Consider the following 16,886-nt stretch of genomic DNA (forward strand, 5'->3'; position numbering starts at 1 on the left):
CACCGCCCCGCCGTCGGGTCCCGGCACCTACACTGAGGCCCCGTGAAGATCCTCGTCGTCGGGAACGGTGCTCGCGAGCACGCCATCGTCCACGCCCTCGCGGCCGAGGCCTCGGGCGGTGACGTGCACGAGCTGCACGCGGCCCCCGGGAACCCCGGCATGGCCGCGCAGGCCACGCTGCACCCCGTCGACGCCCTCGACGGTACGGCCGTCGCCGCGCTGGCCGCGGAGCTCGGCGCGGACCTCGTCGTCGTCGGACCCGAGGCGCCCCTGGTCGCCGGGGTGGCCGACGTCGTGCGGGACGCCGGCATCCCCGTCTTCGGTCCGTCCGCCGAGGCCGCCCGGCTCGAGGGGTCCAAGGCGTTCGCCAAGGAGGTCATGGCCGCGGCCAACGTGCCCACCGCGATGGCGCACGTGTGCACCTCCCTCGACGAGGTCGCCGCCGCCCTGGACGCGTTCGGCCCGCCCTACGTCGTCAAGGACGACGGTCTGGCCGCCGGCAAGGGCGTCGTCGTCACCTCCGACCGGGACGAGGCGCTCGCGCACGCCGACGCCGCGCTGTCCGCCCGCGGCGCGGACGCCCGCGTCGTGGTCGAGGAGTACCTGGACGGCCCCGAGGTCTCGCTCTTCTGCCTGTGCGACGGCACGACCGTGTCGCCCATGGTGCCCGCCCAGGACTTCAAGCGGGCGCTCGACGGCGGCGAGGGCCCCAACACCGGCGGGATGGGCGCCTACACGCCGCTCGACTGGGCGCCGTCCGGCCTGGTCGGCGAGGTCGTCGACCGGATCGCGCAGCCCACGGTGGACGAGATGGTGCGCCGCGGCACCCCGTTCGTGGGCGTGCTGTACGTGGGGCTCGCGCTGACCTCCCGCGGCACCCGCGTGGTCGAGTTCAACGCCCGCTTCGGCGACCCGGAGATCCAGGCGGTGCTCGCCCGCCTCACCACGCCGCTGTCGGGGGTGCTGCTCGCGGCCGCGCGCGGCGAGCTCGCCGACTTCCCGCCGCTGGTCTGGTCCGACGACGCCGTCGTCAACGTCGTGGTGGCGTCCACCGGCTATCCCGAGGCACCCCGCACGGGGGACCCGATCGCCGGCGTCGAGGCCGCCGAGGTGCTCGACGCGGTCCACGTGCTGCACGCGGGCACCGCCCGGTCCGACGACGGCACGCTCGTGTCCGCGGGCGGTCGCGTGCTGTCCGTGGTCGGGCGGGGGAAGGACCTCGCCGCGGCGCGCGCCGCCGCCTACGCCGGGGTCGCCGAGGTCGACCTGGCCGACTCCCACCACCGGACCGACATCGCGCTCGCCGCCGAGCGCGGAGAGGTGCAGCTGCCGTGACCGAACTCGACACGTCCGACGCCTTCGCCGGCGGACCCCTGGACCTGCCCGGCTGGCGGCACGTCTACTCCGGCAAGGTCCGCGACCTGTACGCCCCGGACCTGCCCGCCCTCGGTGGCGTCCACCCGCTGGGCGACGTCGTGCTGGTGGTCGCCAGCGACCGCGTGTCGGCCTACGACCACGTGCTCAGCCCCGGGATCCCCGACAAGGGGGTGGTGCTGACCCAGCTCAGCCTGTGGTGGTTCGACCAGCTCGCCGACCTGGTGGACAACCACGTCGTCTCGACCGAGGCGAGCGCCGAGCCGGGGGACGGGCTGGTGCCCGACGTCGTCGCCGGCCGCGCGATGATCTGCCGCCGCCTCGACATGTTCCCCGTCGAGTGCGTGGCCCGCGGCTACCTCACCGGGTCGGGACTGGCCGAGTACCGGGCCGGCGGGGAGGTCACGGGGATCCCGCTGCCCGCCGGGCTCGAGGACGGATCGCGCCTGCCCGCACCGATCTTCACCCCGGCCACCAAGGCCGAGGTGGGCGAGCACGACGAGAACGTCACGTTCGCCGAGGTCGCCCGCCGGATCGGGGACGACGACGCCGCGCGGCTGCGCGACCTCACCCTCGCCGTCTACGCCCGCGCCGAACAGGTCGCCCGCGAGCGCGGCGTGATCCTCGCGGACACCAAGCTCGAGTTCGGGACGGTGGCCGCCCCGGACGGCGAGCGGCGCATCGTGCTCGGCGACGAGGTCCTCACCCCGGACTCGTCGCGGTTCTGGCCCGCCGACGACTGGGAGCCGGGCCGCGCGCAACCGAGCTTCGACAAGCAGTTCGTGCGCGACTGGCTGACGTCGGACGCCTCCGGGTGGGACCGCGCGGGCGACGCGCCGCCGCCCGCGCTGCCGGCCGACGTCGTGCAGCGCACCCGCGAGCGCTACCTGGAGGCGTACGAGCGCCTCACCGGGGCCCCGCTGCGCTGACGGGCCGCAGACTGGCCGCGCCGGTTCACGGGGTGCCGGTGGCGAGGACCTCCCCGTCGGCATCGAGGGCCTCGAGCGCGACGTACTCGGCGTCGTCGGGCACGCCGTCCACGGCGGTCTCGAACCCGTCGCGCGCCACGGTGGCGACCTCGGACGCCGAGTCGGCGTCGGCGCCCGCGACCAGACGCCAGCTCGCGACGTCGGTGGCGCCGTTCCAGCTGACGTACGCCGTGCCGTCGGTGACGACGACGGCGGGCGGGTCCGTGGGCGTGGCCTGCCAGTCGAAGCGGTAGGCCCGGTAGGTCTCCCCGCCGAGGAACGGGAACTCGCGCACGAGGGTGCCGTCGTCGGTGTACTCGCTGGTCCACTGCGCGTCGCCCCACCCGACGATCACGTTGCCGTTGTCGAGGACCTGCAGGTTGCCCTGGCTGCCGGCGAGCAGCTCCGGGTCGCTGGGCAGCCACTCCTGGTCCACGGACGCGGTCATGGTGTCCGTGTCGAGGGCGAGCCGCAGGCCGCGGGAGTGCTCGCCGATCGGAGGGTTGCCCTGGTTGTCGAACAGGGTGACGGTGCCGTCGTCGTGCTGCTGGACGTCGTGCTGCCACGCGAACTGCGCGCCGGTGCCGGGTTCGTCGTCCTCGCCCGAGCCCTCCATCGTGAAGTCGGAGTCCTCCCCGCCGAGCGTCCAGCGGACCTCGCCGCTGGTGCGGTCCACGGCGTACGCGGCGTGGTACTGCCGGCTCGAGATGAGCACGTCGCCGTCGGGCGTGAGGGTCGCCGAGTTGACGTGGAAGAAGTCGAAGGGGTTCTCCTCGCTTCCCGACGGGTCGCCGTCCTCGGGCTCGACCTCGGCGTACGTGTCGGTCAGGTCGACGTGGTCGAGGGCGGACCAGTGGTGCAGCACCTCGCCGGTGGCGATGTCCACCTCCTGCACGACGCCGTCGAAGACGTACCCGTCCTCCGGGCCGCCGACGGGCGTGAGGTCCAGCGGCACCACGGGGTAGGCCAGGACGAGCATCGTGCCCTCGGGCGTGATCGTGGTGTCGTGCAGGTCGGCGAGGTGCGGGTCCAGGTCCCCGCCGGTCGTGACGGTCGCGATCTCCTCGTACGAGGTGTCCAGCAGCTGGATGTCCCCGGTGCCGTGGCCCACGAAGTCCGACTTGCCGCGGTAGTAGGTCAGGACGGGCTCGCCGTCGTACTCCTGCACGCGGAAGTCGTACATCGGCGTCTCCGCCGGGTCGATCCACACGGGTTCGCCCGTGGCGTCCACGATCAGGCCGCCCAGGTGCGGTTCGGCCTCCTTCTTGGGCGCGAGGAAGTAGAGCGCGTCGGAGTCGTCCTGGTCCGCGGCGTCCCCCTCCGTGATCGGCAGGGGCGGCGCCGTCATCTCGACGGTGCGGTAGGTGCGGGGCTCGGCGTCGGGTCCCGGCTCGGGTTCCGGCTCCTCGGACCCCGAGCCGGAGCAGGCGGCGAGCGGCAGCACGAGGGCGCCGGCGGCGACGACGGCGGTGGTGGTCCGGGTGCCGCGGGGCCGGTGCCGGACGCGGGGACGGTGCAGGGTCATGCTCCGAGAGTGCCCCACAGCGCGCACCCGGCGCCAGCAGAACGGGCGTCCCGGGTGGTCGGGCCGGGGCGCTAGACTGGCGGACGGAATCCCGCCGTCGTGCTCCCGCTCGCTGCCCGTGCGCCTCCGCCGCGCCGACGTCGGCAGCCAGAACCCGGAGTGACGGCCCTGCCGAGCGCTGAGGAGCCCGAAGTGGGACGCGTCGTCGTCGAGGTCATGCCCAAGCCCGAGATCCTGGACCCCCAGGGCAAGGCCGTGGTCGGGGCGCTGCCGCGCCTCGGCTTCACCCAGTTCTCCGGTGCCCGTCAGGGCAAGCGGTTCGAGCTCGAGGTCGACGGCGAGGTGACGCCCGAGGTGCTCGAGGCCGCCCGCCAGGCCGCCGAGACGCTGCTGTCCAACCCGATCATCGAGGACGTCGTGCGCGTCGCGGACGCCTCCGAGGAGTCCGCCGGGGCGGTGGCCTGATGGCCGCGGGCACGCTCGCCTCCGCCCGCATCGGCGTCATCACGTTCCCGGGCACCCTGGACGATCGCGACGCGGCCCGCGCCGTGCGGCTGGCCGGCGGGGAGCCGGTGTCCCTGTTCCACGCGGACGGAGACCTGCAGGGGGTCGACGCCGTCGTGCTGCCCGGCGGGTTCTCCTACGGCGACTACCTGCGGGCCGGGGCGATCAGCCGGTTCGCGCCCGCGATGGACGCCGTCGTGGACGCCGCTCGTGGCGGGATGCCGGTGCTCGGCATCTGCAACGGCTTCCAGGTCCTCACCGAGGCGCACCTGCTGCCGGGGTCCATGATCAAGAACGACCACCTGCACTTCGTGTGCCGCGAGCAGGTCCTGGCCGTGGAGAACGCGTCCACGGCGTGGACCAACCGGTACGAGCAGGGTCAGCACATCACGATCCCGCTGAAGAACCAGGACGGCCAGTTCGTCGCCGACGAGCGCACCCTGGACGAGCTCGAGGGGGAGGGCCGCGTCGCTTTCCGCTACGTCGGGACCAACCCGAACGGTTCGCGCCGCGACATCGCCGGCATCACCAACGCCGCCTGCAACGTGGTGGGGCTCATGCCGCACCCGGAGCACGCGGTGGAGGCCGGGTTCGGCCCCGAGGCCGCCGACGGCACCAAGACGGGTGTGGACGGGCTGGGCTTCTTCACGTCCGTGCTCGCGGCCCTCGTCCACGCATGAGCCTCGAGGTCGGCACCGCGACGGTCGAGATCGTCGAGGTCCCCTGGGACGACGCCGAGGCGGTCGCGCTGCGTGCCGAGGCCGTCGCCGACCTGGGCCGCCGCTACGGCGGTGACGAGGACGCCAAGGAGGTCATCGACCCGGCGAGCATCGTCGTGACGCTCCTGGCGCGGGTCGACGGCGTGACCGCGGGGTGCGGCAGCGTCCGGGACGTCTCCGGCACCGACGACGGCCGCGGGCACGGCACCGCCCATCCCGCCGCGACCGGCGAGGTCAAGCGGGTCTACGTGCTCCCCGAGCACCGGGGCCACGGCGTTGCCCGGCGACTCATGGGCGAGCTCGAGCGTGCCGCCCGGCAGGTCGGGTTCCGGCGCTTCGTGCTGGAGACCGGCACCGCCCAGCCCGAGGCGATGGCGATGTACGTCGCCCTCGATTACGCGCCGATCGAGTCGTACGGCCGGTACGCCGCCGAGGACGACCAGCGCTGCTACGGCAAGGACCTCTGACTCTGCTCGTCCGCGAGCGGACGGGAGCGCTCAGTCGGCGAGCCGCGGCCTGACCTCACGGCCCAGGAACGCCGCCAGCCCGGCCAGGTCCGGCTCGTCGGCGGTGGGCTGGATCGCGACGGCGGTCGCCCCGGCATCGGCCAGGGCCCGCACGCCCGCGGCGACCTCGTCGGCGCCGCCCGCCGCCCCGATCCCGCTCGCCGGCTCGGCGCCCCACTGGGGCAGCTCGGCCGCGAGTCGGTCCGCCGCGTGCGGACCCGTCGCGACGATCAGCGTGGCGTGCACGTCGACCAGCTCGCGTCCGACGGCGGTCGCAGCGTCCCGGGTGATGGCCACGGCGTCGCGCACGGCGTCGGGGGTGAGCGCGTTGCCCAGGATCAGCCCGTCGCCGAGCTCGCCGGTCAGCGCCAGCGTGCGGGGGCCGAACCCACCCGTCCACAGGGGCACCGGCGTCGTCGGCGGCCAGTCGAGGCGCACGGCGTCGAGCGTCACGTACCGGCCCGACGTCGTCACCTGGCCGCCGTCGAGCAGGCTGCGCAGCGCCTCGAGGTGCTCGCGCAGCAGCGTCAGCGGCGAGTCGACGCGCACGCCCGACTGGCCCATCCACGACTGCACTCCGTGCCCCACGGCGGGGACGAACCGGCCCGGGAACGACCGGGCCAGGGTGGCGATCTCCATCGCGGTCAGCGCCGTGCTGCGCAGCGGGGCGGGCATGAGCCCCAGCCCGACGCGGATCCGGTCCGTCCACGCCAGCGCGGCGGCCGCCGAGGCGAGCCCGCTCTGCTTGAAGCAGTCCTCCCAGACCCACAGGTCGTCGAGGCCGGCGTCCTCGGCCGCCGTGGCCAGGGTGCGCAGCGACTCCGGGGCGTGGGTGGGGACGTGGGCGATGCCGAGGCGGACGGTCATCGCTCCATCATGCCCCTCCGGGCCGCCGCAGGTACGCGAGCTGGGCCGCCACCGACTGGCGCGCCGCCGGGAGCACCGACGGGTCGACGTCGGCGTAGACGTGGGTGACGACGTCGTCCACCCCGGCGTCCGTGCCGAGCACCTCCAGGGCGGCGCGCACCTGGTCGAGCCGTTCGATCCGGTGGGCCCGGTAGGCCCGGACGGCCGCACCCAGGTCCTCGATCTCGGGACCGTGGGCGGGCAGCCCGAGACGACCGTCACCCACGCGCTCCAGCGCGTCCAGACTGGCGAGGTAGTCGGCCAGCGAGCCGTCGGGTTCCGCGATGACGGTGGTGCCGCGGCCGAGCACCGTGTCACCGGTCAGCACCACCGGCTCCTGGTCGGCGCCGGTGACCACGAACGACACCGAGTCGCCCGTGTGGCCGGGCGTGGCGAGCACCTCGATGCGGACACCACCGGCCTCGATCACCTCACCGGCGCTCAACGGGTCCCCACCGTGGCAGTGCTCCGGGTCGGCGGCGCGGACCGGGGCGCCCGTCAGCTCGCGCAGCCGCGGTGCGCCCGCGGTGTGGTCGGCGTGCCGGTGCGTGATCAGGATCAGCACGACCGGGCCGGCCGTGGCGAGCGCCGCCAGGTGGATGCCGTCGTCGGGCCCCGGGTCCACCACGACGCACGCCGCCGCACCCGGAGCCCGCAGCACGACCGAGCGGGTGCCGTCCAGCGTCATCGGGCCGGGGTTGTCCGCACGCAGCACGGAGATCGACGGGGTCAGGGTGCGCACGGCGCGGCCTCCGGGGGCGCGTAGGTCAGCCACTGCTCGTCGACGACGTACCCGAGTCGGGCGTTCGCCCGCAGGATGGCCTCGTTCTCGGTGGCGCCGCCGGTGCGGAAGCGGCGCACGCCGTCGCCGAGGAGGCCCAGGACCGAGGCGGCCTTCACGGCGGTGGCCACGGCGCGCTCCCGCCACACCGGCGCCACGACGGTGAAGTCCGTCTCCGCCGTCCGACCGTCGCGGTCGACGAACGTCATCGCCACCAGCTCGCCGCCGTCGAACGCCCCGTACCCGCGCCGCACGTCGGTGGGTCGGGCGGTGCTCGGCGTCAGCGGCAGGTGCGCCGTCGCGGGGCCACCGGGGTGGTCGTCGAGGGTCGCGGCGTCCAGGGCGAGCGCGTCCTCCACGTCGTCGGCGGTGAGCGGGCGGACGGCGAGGTCCGGTCCGACGGCGGTCACCGCGTCGCGCAGCCGGCTCACGTCCACGTCGTCGGCCGTCAGCACGGCGCCCCACGACCGCGCGACCACCGTCCAGCCGTCGGCCTCGAGCCGGACGCGCTGCGGGTCGTCGTCGCGCAGCACCGGGGTCGGGCTCGGCGTTCTGGCAGTGGGGGGCACGGTCACCTCGCAGGTCGTGGTCGCCCGCTCACGATACCGACGTCCGCCCGGAGTCGTCCGGTCGGCCCGCCGTCACACGAGGCGGATCGGCCCCTGGTAGCGGGCGACGGTCGAGTCGCTGGTCAGGAGCGTGGAGCCGGTGAGCAGGGCCTGGGCGACCAGGAGGCGGTCGAACGGGTCCTGGTGGATCGGCGGCAGGTCGGCGGCGGCCGCGGCGTGCGCACCGTCGACGGCGAGCTCGGTGAACCCCAGCGAGAGCGTCGAGGCGCGTGCGACGTGCGGATTGAGGTCGAAGTCCGGTCGGCCGAGGCGGTACTTGATGCCGATCTCCCAGATGTTCACCGCGCTGAACCAGATGTCCGGCTCCCGGTCGGCGAGGATCTCGGCCGCCGCGTCGGGCAGGCGGTCCGGGTAGCCGAGCGTCCACACGAGGATGTTCGTGTCGAGCAGATACCTCACCGCTCAGCTCCCGGTGCGTCCGCGGCGCTCGGGGTGTCCGCCGTACCGCCGTGGAACATCGCGACGATCTCGTCCTGAGCCCAGGTGTCGAAGTCGTCCGGCATCGAGAACTGGCCCGCCAGCGGCCCGAGGCGGCGACGGCTCGGCACCGGGACCTCCGGGGTCAGGCGTGCCACCGGCTTGCCGGCGCGTGCGATGACGATCTCCTCGCCCGCCTCGACCTCGGCGAGCAGGCGGGACAGGTGGGTCTTCGCCTCGTGCACGTTGACGGTCTTCACGGTCTGCTCCCTGACTCAGGTGGACTCAGTCCAACTTAGTCCACCTCGGCGCCGCCGCGCAGCGGGCGGGCTCACGCGAGGGCGCCGGCCAGCAGCTCCAGGGTCTGCACCCGGCCGGGGGTGGCGTCCAGGGGCTCGGTCGCGTAGGTGCCGGCCACCGGGACGACCATGACCTCGTCGACGCCGTGGCGGTCGGCGAGCCGGCGGATCTCGGCGGCGGCGTCGTCGGCGGTGCCGATGAGCCATCGCGGGCGCATGTCCTCGATCATCTGCTGCCCGAGCCCGTCGAGCGGGGCGGCGAGCGCCTTGTCGACGGTCTCCGCGGTGCCCATCGGCTTGCCGGTGCGCAGCCGGGCCATCGCGCGCAGCTGCGGCAGCGCCCGCTCGTGCGCCTCCTCGGCGGTCGGGGCCACGACGGCGTTGACGGTGAGGAAGGTGCGCGGCTCCGGGTGTGCCTCGCTGGGACGGTACCCGTCGCGGTAGAGGGCGAGCACCTGGTCGATGCCGGCCCCGGAGAAGTGGTTGGCGAACACGTACGGCAGCCCGAGCTCGGCGGCCAGGCGTGCCGAGTAGTCCGAGGATCCCAGCAGCCACAGGGTCGGGGCGGCGGTCGCGGCGGGGGTGGCGTGCACGTCGTAGGTCTTGCCGTCGGTCAGCCGCAGCCGGGCGCCCTCCGGCTCCATGAGCGCGAGGATGTTGCGCACGTGCTCCGGGAACCTCTCGACGTCCGACGTCGGTCCGGAGGAACGCAGCAGCGCCGTCACGACGGGGTCAGAGCCGGGGGCGCGGCCGATGCCGAGGTCGATGCGGCCCGGGGCGAGGGCCTCCAGCGCGGCGAACTGCTCGGCCACCACGAGGGGGGCGTGGTTCGGCAGCATGACACCGCCCGACCCGACGCGGATGCGCGACGTGCGCGCCGCGGCCGCGGCGATCATCACCGGGGGCGTGGAGGCCGCCACGGCGGGCATGTTGTGGTGCTCGGCGAACCAGTAGCGCGCGAACCCGAGGTCGTCGGCACGCTCCACGAGGGTCATCGAGGACGCGAGCGCCTGGGCGCTGGACTGCCCGGAGCGGACGGGGACGAGGTCGAGCACGGAGAGGGCGGGGGTGGTGGGCATGCCGGTGTCGTTCATCGCCCAGGTCAACCGGTGGCGGCGCGGTGCCTATTCCGGATGCGCGGGCGGCGTCGTGCGGTGACGATCACTTCCGGACGAGAGGGAGGACGATGGTCGAGGAACGTGGTCGACGGGTGGCTCGTGCGCTGTACGGCGCCTGGCTGCGCTACCCGCGGTTGTCGATGGCGGTCCGGGGCGGCATCGCCGCCGGGCTGGCGTGGCTGGTGGGGATCTACGTGCCCCACCCGCTGGGAGACTTCCCCTACTACGCGCCGCTCGGTGCGGTCATCGCGACGACCAGCACGCTGGTGCGGTCCGTCCAGGACTCGGTGCGGGTCACGGTCGCGGTGCTGCTCGGTGCGTTGATCGCCCGGCTCGCCGACTGGCTCCTGCCGGTCGGTCCCTTCTCGATCGCGCTCGTCGTCGCCGTCGCGCTGCTGTGCTCGAGCTGGCGGGTCTTCCGCGAGACGGGGAGCTGGGTGGCGACCTCCGCCCTCTTCGTGCTGATCCTCGGCAACGCCGACGCGTTGTCGTTCGTCGGGTCCTTCGCCGGACTGGTGGCGATCGGCGCCCTCGTGGGCATCGGCGTGAACTTCCTGCTGCCGCCGCTGCACCTGACCCCGGCGGAGAACGCCCTCGACGGCCTGAGCACGTTGCTCGCCCACGAGGCCGAGGACCTGGCCGACGTGCTCGACGAGACCGGTGACGTCCCGGTCGAGGACTGGGAGGACCGCCGCGCGGCGCTGCAGCCGGTGCTGGAGAGGACGCGGGAGTCGGTGCGCCAGAGCCGCGAGGCGGCCCGGGTGAACCCGCGGGTGCGCCGCTACCGGCGGTGGACCCGCGGGCAGGACGTGCGCGCCCGCGAGCTGGAGACCGTGGCCGCGTCCGTCGACGTCGTCGTCACGCTGCTCGTCGACACGGGGGAGCCCGTCCGGCTGCCCGAGAGCCTGTGCGGTCCGCTCGCCCGGTCCCTGCGCTCCCTGGCCGAGGTCCTGCGGGCGGACGCCTGGAGCGAGGACCGGGACAGGCTCGTCGACGAGCTGCAGGGTCAGGTCCGGGGCTTCCGGGACCGGTTGCTGGAGCTGGAGAGCCCGCCCGGGGAGGGGCTGGTGGCCGGATCGGTGGCCGTCGCCCTGCGCCGCGCGTCCGACGCGTTCACGCGGGTGCGGCCGGACGACGTCGACGAGGAGGTCGTCCGGACCGACCCGCGGTGACGGGTCACTCGCCGACGGCGGCGACCGCCTCGACCTCGACGAGCTGGTCGGGGTATCCGAGCACGGTGACGCCCAGCAGCGTGCTGGGCACGTCGTGGTCGCCGAACGCGGCACGGACGACGTCCCACACCGCGACGAGATCGGCCTGGTCCGTCGAGGCCACGAGCACGCGGGTGTACGCCACGTCGTCGATGCCGGCGCCCGCGTCGGTGAGGGCCTGGCGGAGGTTCGCCACGACCTGGTGCGCCTGGGCGACCGGGTCGCCGGGCGCGACGGTGCGTCCGTCGGCGTCGAGCGGGCAGGCGCCGGCCAGGTGGATCAGCCGGGTGCCGGCCGGGACGACCGAGGCGTAGGCGTAGTCGACGTCGGTGGTCAGGACGTCGGAGCGGACGAGCCGGACCCCGCTCACGAGGCGACCCCCGTCCGGGACGCGCCGGCCAGCGCCGTGAGCGCCGCGCCGTCGACGCGGTGGGTGGTCCACTCGTCCTGCGGGGTGGAACCGAGGGACCGGTAGAAGGCGATCGCGGGCTCGTTCCAGTTCAGCACGCACCACTCGAGGCGGCGCCACCCGCGTTCGACGCAGATCTCGGCCAGACGGGTCAGCAGCGCCCGGCCGGCGCCGCCGCCGCGGTGGGCGGGGTCGACGAACAGGTCCTCGAGCCAGATGCCGTTCTGTCCGGTCCAGGTCGAGAACGTCAGGAACCAGATCGCGATGCCGACGACCTCGCCGTCGACCTCCGCGACGAGCCCGTGCGTGGTCGGGGTGCCCGACGTCGGGAACAAGGCCACCGTGAAGTCTTCCTCGGTGGCCTCGACGGCGTCGGGCTCACGCTCGTAGGTGGCCAGCGCGTGGACCAGTCGCAGGATCGCGGGGACGTCGTCGGAGGTGGCGGTGCGGATCGTCGGGCTCACGCGGCGAGTCTATGGCGCAGGCCGGGCTGACGGCGTCGCGCTACCGGTCCGACATCTGCGACTCCCGCGGCCGCGCGACGACGGTCACGACAGCCGCGACGAGCGCCCCGGCAGCCATGACGCCGACCGTGACGGCCAGGCCCCACCACTCCTCGAGCAGCGGGAAGGCGAACGTCACCACGACGGCGCCCGCCTTGCCGGCCGCGGCGGCGAACCCGGCACCGGTGGCGCGCACCCGGGTGGGGAACACCATGGCGGGCAGGACGAACGTCGTGGAGTTCGGCCCGGCGTTCTGGAAGAAGTTCGACGCGGCGAACCCGGCGAACGCCAGCCAGGTGTACGCCGCGACGCCGCCGGGCAGCGCGGCGGCGAGGGCCAGCGTCCCCAGTCCGGCGGCGATGCCGACGAATCCCACCACCTGCAGGCGGATCATCCCGACGCGGTAGATCAGCACGAGGGCCACAGCGAACCCGAGCACGAGGAAGACGTCGGTGACGGCGGTCTGGCGCAGGCTCGTCACCGTCGCGCCGACGGTGCTGTCGGCGTCAGCGGTCGCGACGGCGGCGAGGACGGTGGGGGTGAACACCCCCACCCCGTAGACGACGACGTCGAGCAGGAACCAGGGCACGCTGGTGACCAGGGTGAGGCGGCGAAGGCCGGCGGTGAAGAGCTCGCGCTGGGAGACCTGCTCCGCGGGCGGCGGCGGTGACAGGTCGTCGGCGGCGACCGGTCGTCCGACCAGTCGGGAGACGACGTCGGCCGCCTCCGTGCGTTCTCCCTGGGCCAGCAGCCACTGCGGGCTCTCGGGCACGCCGATCCGGGCGAGCACGACCGCGAACGCGAGCACGGCGCCGGAACCGAGGATCCAGCGCCAGGCCCCCTCGGACGGGTCGAGGTCGAGGATCGCCAGACCGAGACCGACGCCGAGCAGCGAGCCGACGGCCTGGAAGCTGATCACCCCGACGAGCAGGCGCCGTCGGCTGCGGCGGGGTGCCACCTCGGCGGCGTAGCTGGAGCTGAGCGGGTAGTCGGCGCCGATCGCCAGGCCGAGCACGAACCGGAACAGGATGAGGGACCACACGTCCCACGCCAGGGCGCAGGCCAGTGCCGCGAGCACGAACAGCACCAGGTCGAGGCGGAACATCGTGCGCCGACCGATGCGGTCGGCGAGGATCCCGCCGAGCAGCGCGCCGAACACCGACCCGACGACGGCCGACGACGCGATGAGCCCGGTCTCCAGCTCCGAGGGGGCGAGCTCGGCGGCGATCAGCGGCAGGCACACCCCGATGACGAAGAAGTCGAAGCCGTCGAGCATGAGCCCGAGGGCGGCCACGAGCCAGATCCGCCGGTGCAGCGGCGTCAGCCGCGCCTCCTCGAGGAGCTCGTCCGTCGTCGCCACGTGACCATCGTGCAGGTCAGCGGCGCGGTGCGCTCCCCGAGCCGGACGACGGCGTCAGGCCCGGAGCGCCTGGGCGACGTCCTCGACGATGTCCAGCGGGTCCTCGAGCCCGAGGGACAGCCGCACCGTGGTCTCGTTGATGCCGACCGCGGCGCGGCCCTCGGCCCCCAGGCGGCGGTGCGTCGTCGTCGCGGGGTGCGTGACCAGCGACTTGGCGTCCCCGAGGTTGTTGGAGATGTCGATGATCCGCAGGGTGTCGAGGAAGCGGAAGGTGCGCGCCTTCGCCTCGGCGTCGGTGGCGCCGTCGGGCACCTCGAGGTCGAAAGTGACCACGGTGCCGCCGCCGGTCTGCTGGGCCTTGGCGAGCTCGTGCTGGGGGTGGGAGGGCAGGTACGGGTACTTCACGCCGGTGACGCCGTCGGCGGTCTCGAGGAACTCGGCGAGCTGCAGCGCGGCGGCGTTCTGCGCCCGGACCCGCACGTCGAGGGTCTCGAGGCCCTTGAGCAGCACCCACGCGTTGAACGGGCTGAGCGACGGGCCGGTGTGGCGCAGGAACGTCTCGACGGGCCCGGACAGGAACTCCTGGGGTCCGAGGATCGCTCCGCCCAGCACACGGCCCTGCCCGTCGATGTGCTTGGTCGCCGAGTACACGACGATGTCGGCGCCGAGCTCCAGCGGCTTCTGCATGACCGGCGTGGCGAACACGTTGTCGACGACGACGACGGCGCCCGCGGCGTGGGCCAGCTCGCACACGCGGCGCACGTCCACGAGCTCCTGCATCGGGTTCGAGGGCGTCTCGAAGAAGACGACGTCCGCGCCGGTCGCGAGCGCCTCCTCCCACTGGTCCAGGTGGTGGCCGTCGACGAGGTCGACCTGCACGTCCCACTTGGCGAGGATCTCGTCGTAGATGACGTTGGTGGACCCGAACAGGGCGCGGGCCGAGACGATGCGCGACCCGCTGCGCACGAGGGCCGCCAGGGTGGTGAACACTGCCGACATGCCGGTCGCCGTCGCGTAGCAGGCCTCGGCGCCCTCGATGAGGCGCAGGCGCTCCTCGAAGGTGCGCACCGTCGGGTTGCCGTACCGGGAGTACACGAACCGGGAGTGGTCCCCGGCGAACGCCGCCTCGGCGTCGGCGGCGGAGTCGTAGGTGTAGCCCTGCGTGAGGAACATGGCCTCGGACGTCTCGGAGAAGTCCGAGCGGCGGTGGCCGCCGCGCACCGCGAGGGTGGCGGGCCGTGCGGTGGCCGGCAGCGGGGCGTGGCCGGCGCCGCCGTACGGCTCGGGGTTGGGGCCGGGGCCGGTGGGGATCTCGGTGCGGCTCACCGGGCGGGCTCCGCGTACGTGGTGTGCGGCAGCTCGCGGACCTTCCAGCCGGCCTGGTCGCGGGCGCCGAACGGGCCGACGGGGCCCTCGAAGCCCTCGAGCACGTTGTAGGCGGGGCCGTAGCCGGCCGACGTCGCCAGGCGGGCGGCGCCGATGGAGCGCTGCCCGGAGCGGCACAGGAACACCACGGGGTGGTCGGTGGGCACGGCGGCGGCCTCGAGCTCGGCGAGGAATCCCGGGTTGGGGCGGCCGTCGCCGGTGACCCACTGCGTGAAGACGGTGCGCTTGTCGAGGGTGCCGACGTCGGGCACCCCGATGGTGCGCCACTCGCCCTCGGTGCGGACGTCGACGAGGACGGCGCCGGTGTCGGCGGCGAGCAGGTCCCACGCCTGCTGCGGGGTCAGGTCGCCGGCGTAGCCCTGCGCGGGTCGGGGTTCGATCGGTGCGGTCACGGCACTCCTCCCATCGGTCGTGGCGGTAGCACCCGCGCCCGGTCCCGTGTCGCCGACGACGGCGGCCCGGTCCCGCGGGGTTGCTGCGGCGTCGACGTGCCACGTCACTCGGCCGCTCGGGATGGTCAGGGCGATCGTACGCCAGCGGTTCCAGGGGGCGGGACGGGTGTCTCAATCTGTGAGCCGGTGGCGTCCGGGCTCGTGGCCTGACCCCATTTCGACCGCATCCTGAGACGTGCCGCTCATTTGTTGACACGATTTCGGGGATCGGTGAACCTGGCATCAGGTCAAGAGCGCCAGCGCCAAGCCCCGGCTCGCTGGCCGGCAACCCTCCCCTCGCGGCGGGGTGCCCCGGGTGACGACCAGGCACGACGTCGACCGGCGTCGGGCAAGCGCGGGGAGGCGACTCCCCGGACCACTCAGGGAGGACGCCATGACCGTAATCGCCGAGAGCCCCGCCTGTCCCGCCACGGTGGGCGACCTCGCCCCCGTGCTGCCCGTCGTCGGGCACGAGACCCTCGCACCCCTCGTCGACGGCCGGCGCGTGCCCTACGCGAACCTCGACGTCGCCGCCTCCGCCCCCGCGCTGCAGGCCGTCGGCGACCGCATCACCGCCACCCTGCCGCTCTACGCCAGCGTGCACCGCGGCGCCGGCTACCTCTCCCAGGTCTCCACCACCCTCTACGAGCAGTCGCGGGCCACCATCGGCGCGTTCGTCGGCGCCCGGGACGACGACGTCACGCTGCTCGTGCGCAACACCACCGACGCGCTCAACCTGCTCGCCGGCTGCGTCCCCGCGTCCGACGACGGCACGCCGGGCCGGGTGCTCGTCCTCGACGTCGAGCACCACGCGAACTTCCTGCCCTGGCAGCGCTCCGCCGACGCCACCGTGCTCACCGGCCGCGACACCGTCGCCGCCACCGTGGCCGCGATCCGCGACGAGCTCGCCGCGGCGCACGCCGCCGGTCGCGGCTACGCGCTGCTCGCCGTCACCGGCGCCTCCAACGTCACCGGCGAGACCCTCCCGGTCGACGACGTCGTCGCGGCCGCGCACGCCCACGGCGCCCGAGTGCTGCTCGACGGCGCCCAGCTCGTCCCGCACCGCCGGTTCTCCCTGGCCGCCACCGGCGTCGACTACCTCGCCTTCTCCGGCCACAAGACCTACGCCCCGTTCGGCGTCGGTGCCCTTGTCGGCCGCCGCGACTGGCTCGACGCCGGCACCCCGTACCTCGCCGGCGGCGGCGCCGTGCGCAGCGTCCGCGTCGCCGAGACCGAGTGGCACGACGGCCCCGCGCGGCACGAGGCCGGCTCGCCCAACGTGCTCGGCGCCGTGGCGCTCGCGGCCGCGTGCGACGAGCTCGCCGCGCTGGACGCCGCGAACCTGCGGGAGCACGAGGACGCTCTGCGCGCCCGGCTCGTCGACGGGCTCGAGGCGATCGACGGCGTCGAGGTCGTGCGGCTGTGGTCCGACGCCCCCGACACCGTCGGCGTCGTGACCTTCACCGTCGCCGGGTACGAGCCCGGCCAGGTCGCCGCCTACCTCTCGGCCGAGCACGGCATCGGCGTGCGCGACGGCCGGTTCTGCGCCCATCCGCTGCTGTCCCGCCTCGGCTACGGTGCCGGTGCCGTGCGGTCCTCGGTCGGCGTCGGCACCGCCGGCGAGGAGGTCGAGCGGCTCGTCGCGGCCGTGGCGGCGCTGGTCGCCGACGGCCCCCAGGCGCGCTACGACGTCGTCGACGGGCTGTGGATCGTCGTCGACGACCCGCGGCCCGTGCCCGAGGGCTCCGGGCTGACCGGGCTGCTCGCCACCGCCGGCCCCGGCCAGGACGAGGCGTTCGGCTGCCTGCTCGAGGACGCCTGAGCCCCCCACCTCACGCGG

19 protein-coding genes and 1 riboswitch are annotated in these 16,886 nt (G+C 74.4%); of the genes, 7 read left to right on the forward strand and 12 right to left on the reverse strand.

The features are described from left to right. The first annotated feature begins 42 nt into the window (after positions 1-42). Positions 43-1,335 carry a phosphoribosylamine--glycine ligase gene (purD, locus tag HDG68_RS08595; RefSeq protein WP_172151105.1) on the forward strand — a complete coding sequence of 431 codons (1,293 nt, stop codon included), beginning with the start codon at positions 43-45 and terminating at the stop codon, positions 1,333-1,335. After that, positions 1,332-2,303 carry a phosphoribosylaminoimidazolesuccinocarboxamide synthase gene (locus HDG68_RS08600; RefSeq protein WP_172151107.1) on the forward strand — a complete coding sequence of 324 codons (972 nt, stop codon included), beginning with the start codon at positions 1,332-1,334 and terminating at the stop codon, positions 2,301-2,303. Before purD ends, HDG68_RS08600 begins: the two co-directional genes overlap by 4 nt. A 25-nt stretch (positions 2,304-2,328) precedes the next feature. On the opposite strand, the gene HDG68_RS08605 is transcribed toward HDG68_RS08600, so the two are convergent. Then, positions 2,329-3,867: an arylsulfotransferase family protein gene (locus tag HDG68_RS08605; RefSeq protein WP_172151109.1), complete on the reverse strand. Its 1,539-nt coding sequence runs from the start codon at positions 3,865-3,867 to the stop codon at positions 2,329-2,331. A 192-nt stretch (positions 3,868-4,059) separates the two neighbouring features. Between HDG68_RS08605 and purS the strand changes: the two genes are divergently transcribed. Genes purS through HDG68_RS08620 form a run of 3 tightly spaced genes read left to right on the forward strand, consistent with a single transcriptional unit; the run spans position 4,060 to position 5,557 of the window. Beyond that, positions 4,060-4,332: a phosphoribosylformylglycinamidine synthase subunit PurS gene (gene purS / locus HDG68_RS08610; RefSeq protein ID WP_172151112.1), complete on the forward strand. Its 273-nt coding sequence runs from the start codon at positions 4,060-4,062 to the stop codon at positions 4,330-4,332. After that, complete coding sequence (purQ, locus tag HDG68_RS08615; protein ID WP_172151114.1) at positions 4,332-5,051, forward strand: phosphoribosylformylglycinamidine synthase subunit PurQ; 720 nt, start codon at positions 4,332-4,334, stop codon at positions 5,049-5,051. Before purS ends, purQ begins: the two co-directional genes overlap by 1 nt. Beyond that, on the forward strand, positions 5,048-5,557 hold the full coding sequence (locus HDG68_RS08620) for a GNAT family N-acetyltransferase (RefSeq protein WP_172151116.1): 510 nt from the start codon (positions 5,048-5,050) through the stop codon (positions 5,555-5,557). Before purQ ends, HDG68_RS08620 begins: the two co-directional genes overlap by 4 nt. Before the next feature lie 30 nt (positions 5,558-5,587). On the opposite strand, the gene HDG68_RS08625 is transcribed toward HDG68_RS08620, so the two are convergent. The 6 genes from HDG68_RS08625 to HDG68_RS08650 form a co-directional block, all read right to left on the reverse strand. Continuing rightward, positions 5,588-6,463, reverse strand: coding sequence for an LLM class flavin-dependent oxidoreductase (locus tag HDG68_RS08625; RefSeq protein ID WP_172151118.1), 876 nt, complete (start codon positions 6,461-6,463; stop codon positions 5,588-5,590). Positions 6,464-6,470: 7 nt separating this feature from the next. Next, positions 6,471-7,190: an MBL fold metallo-hydrolase gene (locus tag HDG68_RS08630; protein WP_172151420.1), complete on the reverse strand. Its 720-nt coding sequence runs from the start codon at positions 7,188-7,190 to the stop codon at positions 6,471-6,473. A 41-nt stretch (positions 7,191-7,231) separates the two neighbouring features. Further along, complete coding sequence (locus HDG68_RS08635) at positions 7,232-7,852, reverse strand: acetyltransferase (protein ID WP_343037495.1); 621 nt, start codon at positions 7,850-7,852, stop codon at positions 7,232-7,234. Positions 7,853-7,924: 72 nt separating this feature from the next. Beyond that, the gene (locus HDG68_RS08640) at positions 7,925-8,311 is read right to left on the reverse strand and encodes a PIN domain-containing protein (RefSeq protein ID WP_172151120.1); all 387 of its coding nucleotides are present in this window, start codon (positions 8,309-8,311) and stop codon (positions 7,925-7,927) included. Then, positions 8,308-8,589, reverse strand: coding sequence for a type II toxin-antitoxin system prevent-host-death family antitoxin (locus tag HDG68_RS08645; RefSeq protein WP_172151122.1), 282 nt, complete (start codon positions 8,587-8,589; stop codon positions 8,308-8,310). Before HDG68_RS08645 ends, HDG68_RS08640 begins: the two co-directional genes overlap by 4 nt. A 71-nt stretch (positions 8,590-8,660) precedes the next feature. Then, positions 8,661-9,707, reverse strand: coding sequence for an LLM class flavin-dependent oxidoreductase (locus HDG68_RS08650; protein ID WP_172151124.1), 1,047 nt, complete (start codon positions 9,705-9,707; stop codon positions 8,661-8,663). Positions 9,708-9,838: 131 nt separating this feature from the next. Here HDG68_RS08650 and HDG68_RS08655 point away from each other — a divergent pair, with 131 nt between their 5' ends. Next, entirely contained in the window at positions 9,839-10,918 is a 1,080-nt protein-coding gene (locus HDG68_RS08655) for an FUSC family protein (protein WP_172151126.1), read from the forward strand. Positions 10,919-10,922: 4 nt separating this feature from the next. Here the strand turns inward: HDG68_RS08655 and HDG68_RS08660 are convergent, their stop codons facing one another. The 5 genes from HDG68_RS08660 to HDG68_RS08680 are packed head-to-tail and all read right to left on the reverse strand — an operon-like array spanning position 10,923 to position 15,007. Further along, positions 10,923-11,327 carry a Rid family hydrolase gene (locus HDG68_RS08660; protein WP_172151128.1) on the reverse strand — a complete coding sequence of 135 codons (405 nt, stop codon included), beginning with the start codon at positions 11,325-11,327 and terminating at the stop codon, positions 10,923-10,925. Continuing rightward, positions 11,324-11,830 carry a GNAT family N-acetyltransferase gene (locus tag HDG68_RS08665; RefSeq protein WP_172151130.1) on the reverse strand — a complete coding sequence of 169 codons (507 nt, stop codon included), beginning with the start codon at positions 11,828-11,830 and terminating at the stop codon, positions 11,324-11,326. The genes HDG68_RS08660 and HDG68_RS08665 overlap by 4 nt, the downstream gene beginning before the upstream one ends. A 40-nt stretch (positions 11,831-11,870) precedes the next feature. Then, positions 11,871-13,229, reverse strand: a complete 1,359-nt coding sequence (locus HDG68_RS08670; protein WP_172151132.1) for an MFS transporter — start codon at positions 13,227-13,229, stop codon at positions 11,871-11,873. 54 nt (positions 13,230-13,283) lie between these two features. Next, complete coding sequence (locus HDG68_RS08675; protein WP_172151134.1) at positions 13,284-14,555, reverse strand: O-succinylhomoserine sulfhydrylase; 1,272 nt, start codon at positions 14,553-14,555, stop codon at positions 13,284-13,286. Next, entirely contained in the window at positions 14,552-15,007 is a 456-nt protein-coding gene (locus HDG68_RS08680; protein WP_172151136.1) for a rhodanese-like domain-containing protein, read from the reverse strand. Before HDG68_RS08680 ends, HDG68_RS08675 begins: the two co-directional genes overlap by 4 nt. A 285-nt stretch (positions 15,008-15,292) precedes the next feature. Next, positions 15,293-15,408, forward strand: a riboswitch (SAM riboswitch). A 32-nt stretch (positions 15,409-15,440) separates the two neighbouring features. Between HDG68_RS08680 and HDG68_RS08685 the strand changes: the two genes are divergently transcribed. Next, the gene (locus HDG68_RS08685) at positions 15,441-16,868 is read left to right on the forward strand and encodes an aminotransferase class V-fold PLP-dependent enzyme (RefSeq protein WP_172151138.1); all 1,428 of its coding nucleotides are present in this window, start codon (positions 15,441-15,443) and stop codon (positions 16,866-16,868) included. Positions 16,869-16,886: the final 18 nt, after the last annotated feature.

Source organism: Isoptericola chiayiensis, assembly GCF_013149805.1.
GTDB classification, from domain to species: Bacteria; Actinomycetota; Actinomycetes; order Actinomycetales; family Cellulomonadaceae; genus Isoptericola; species Isoptericola chiayiensis.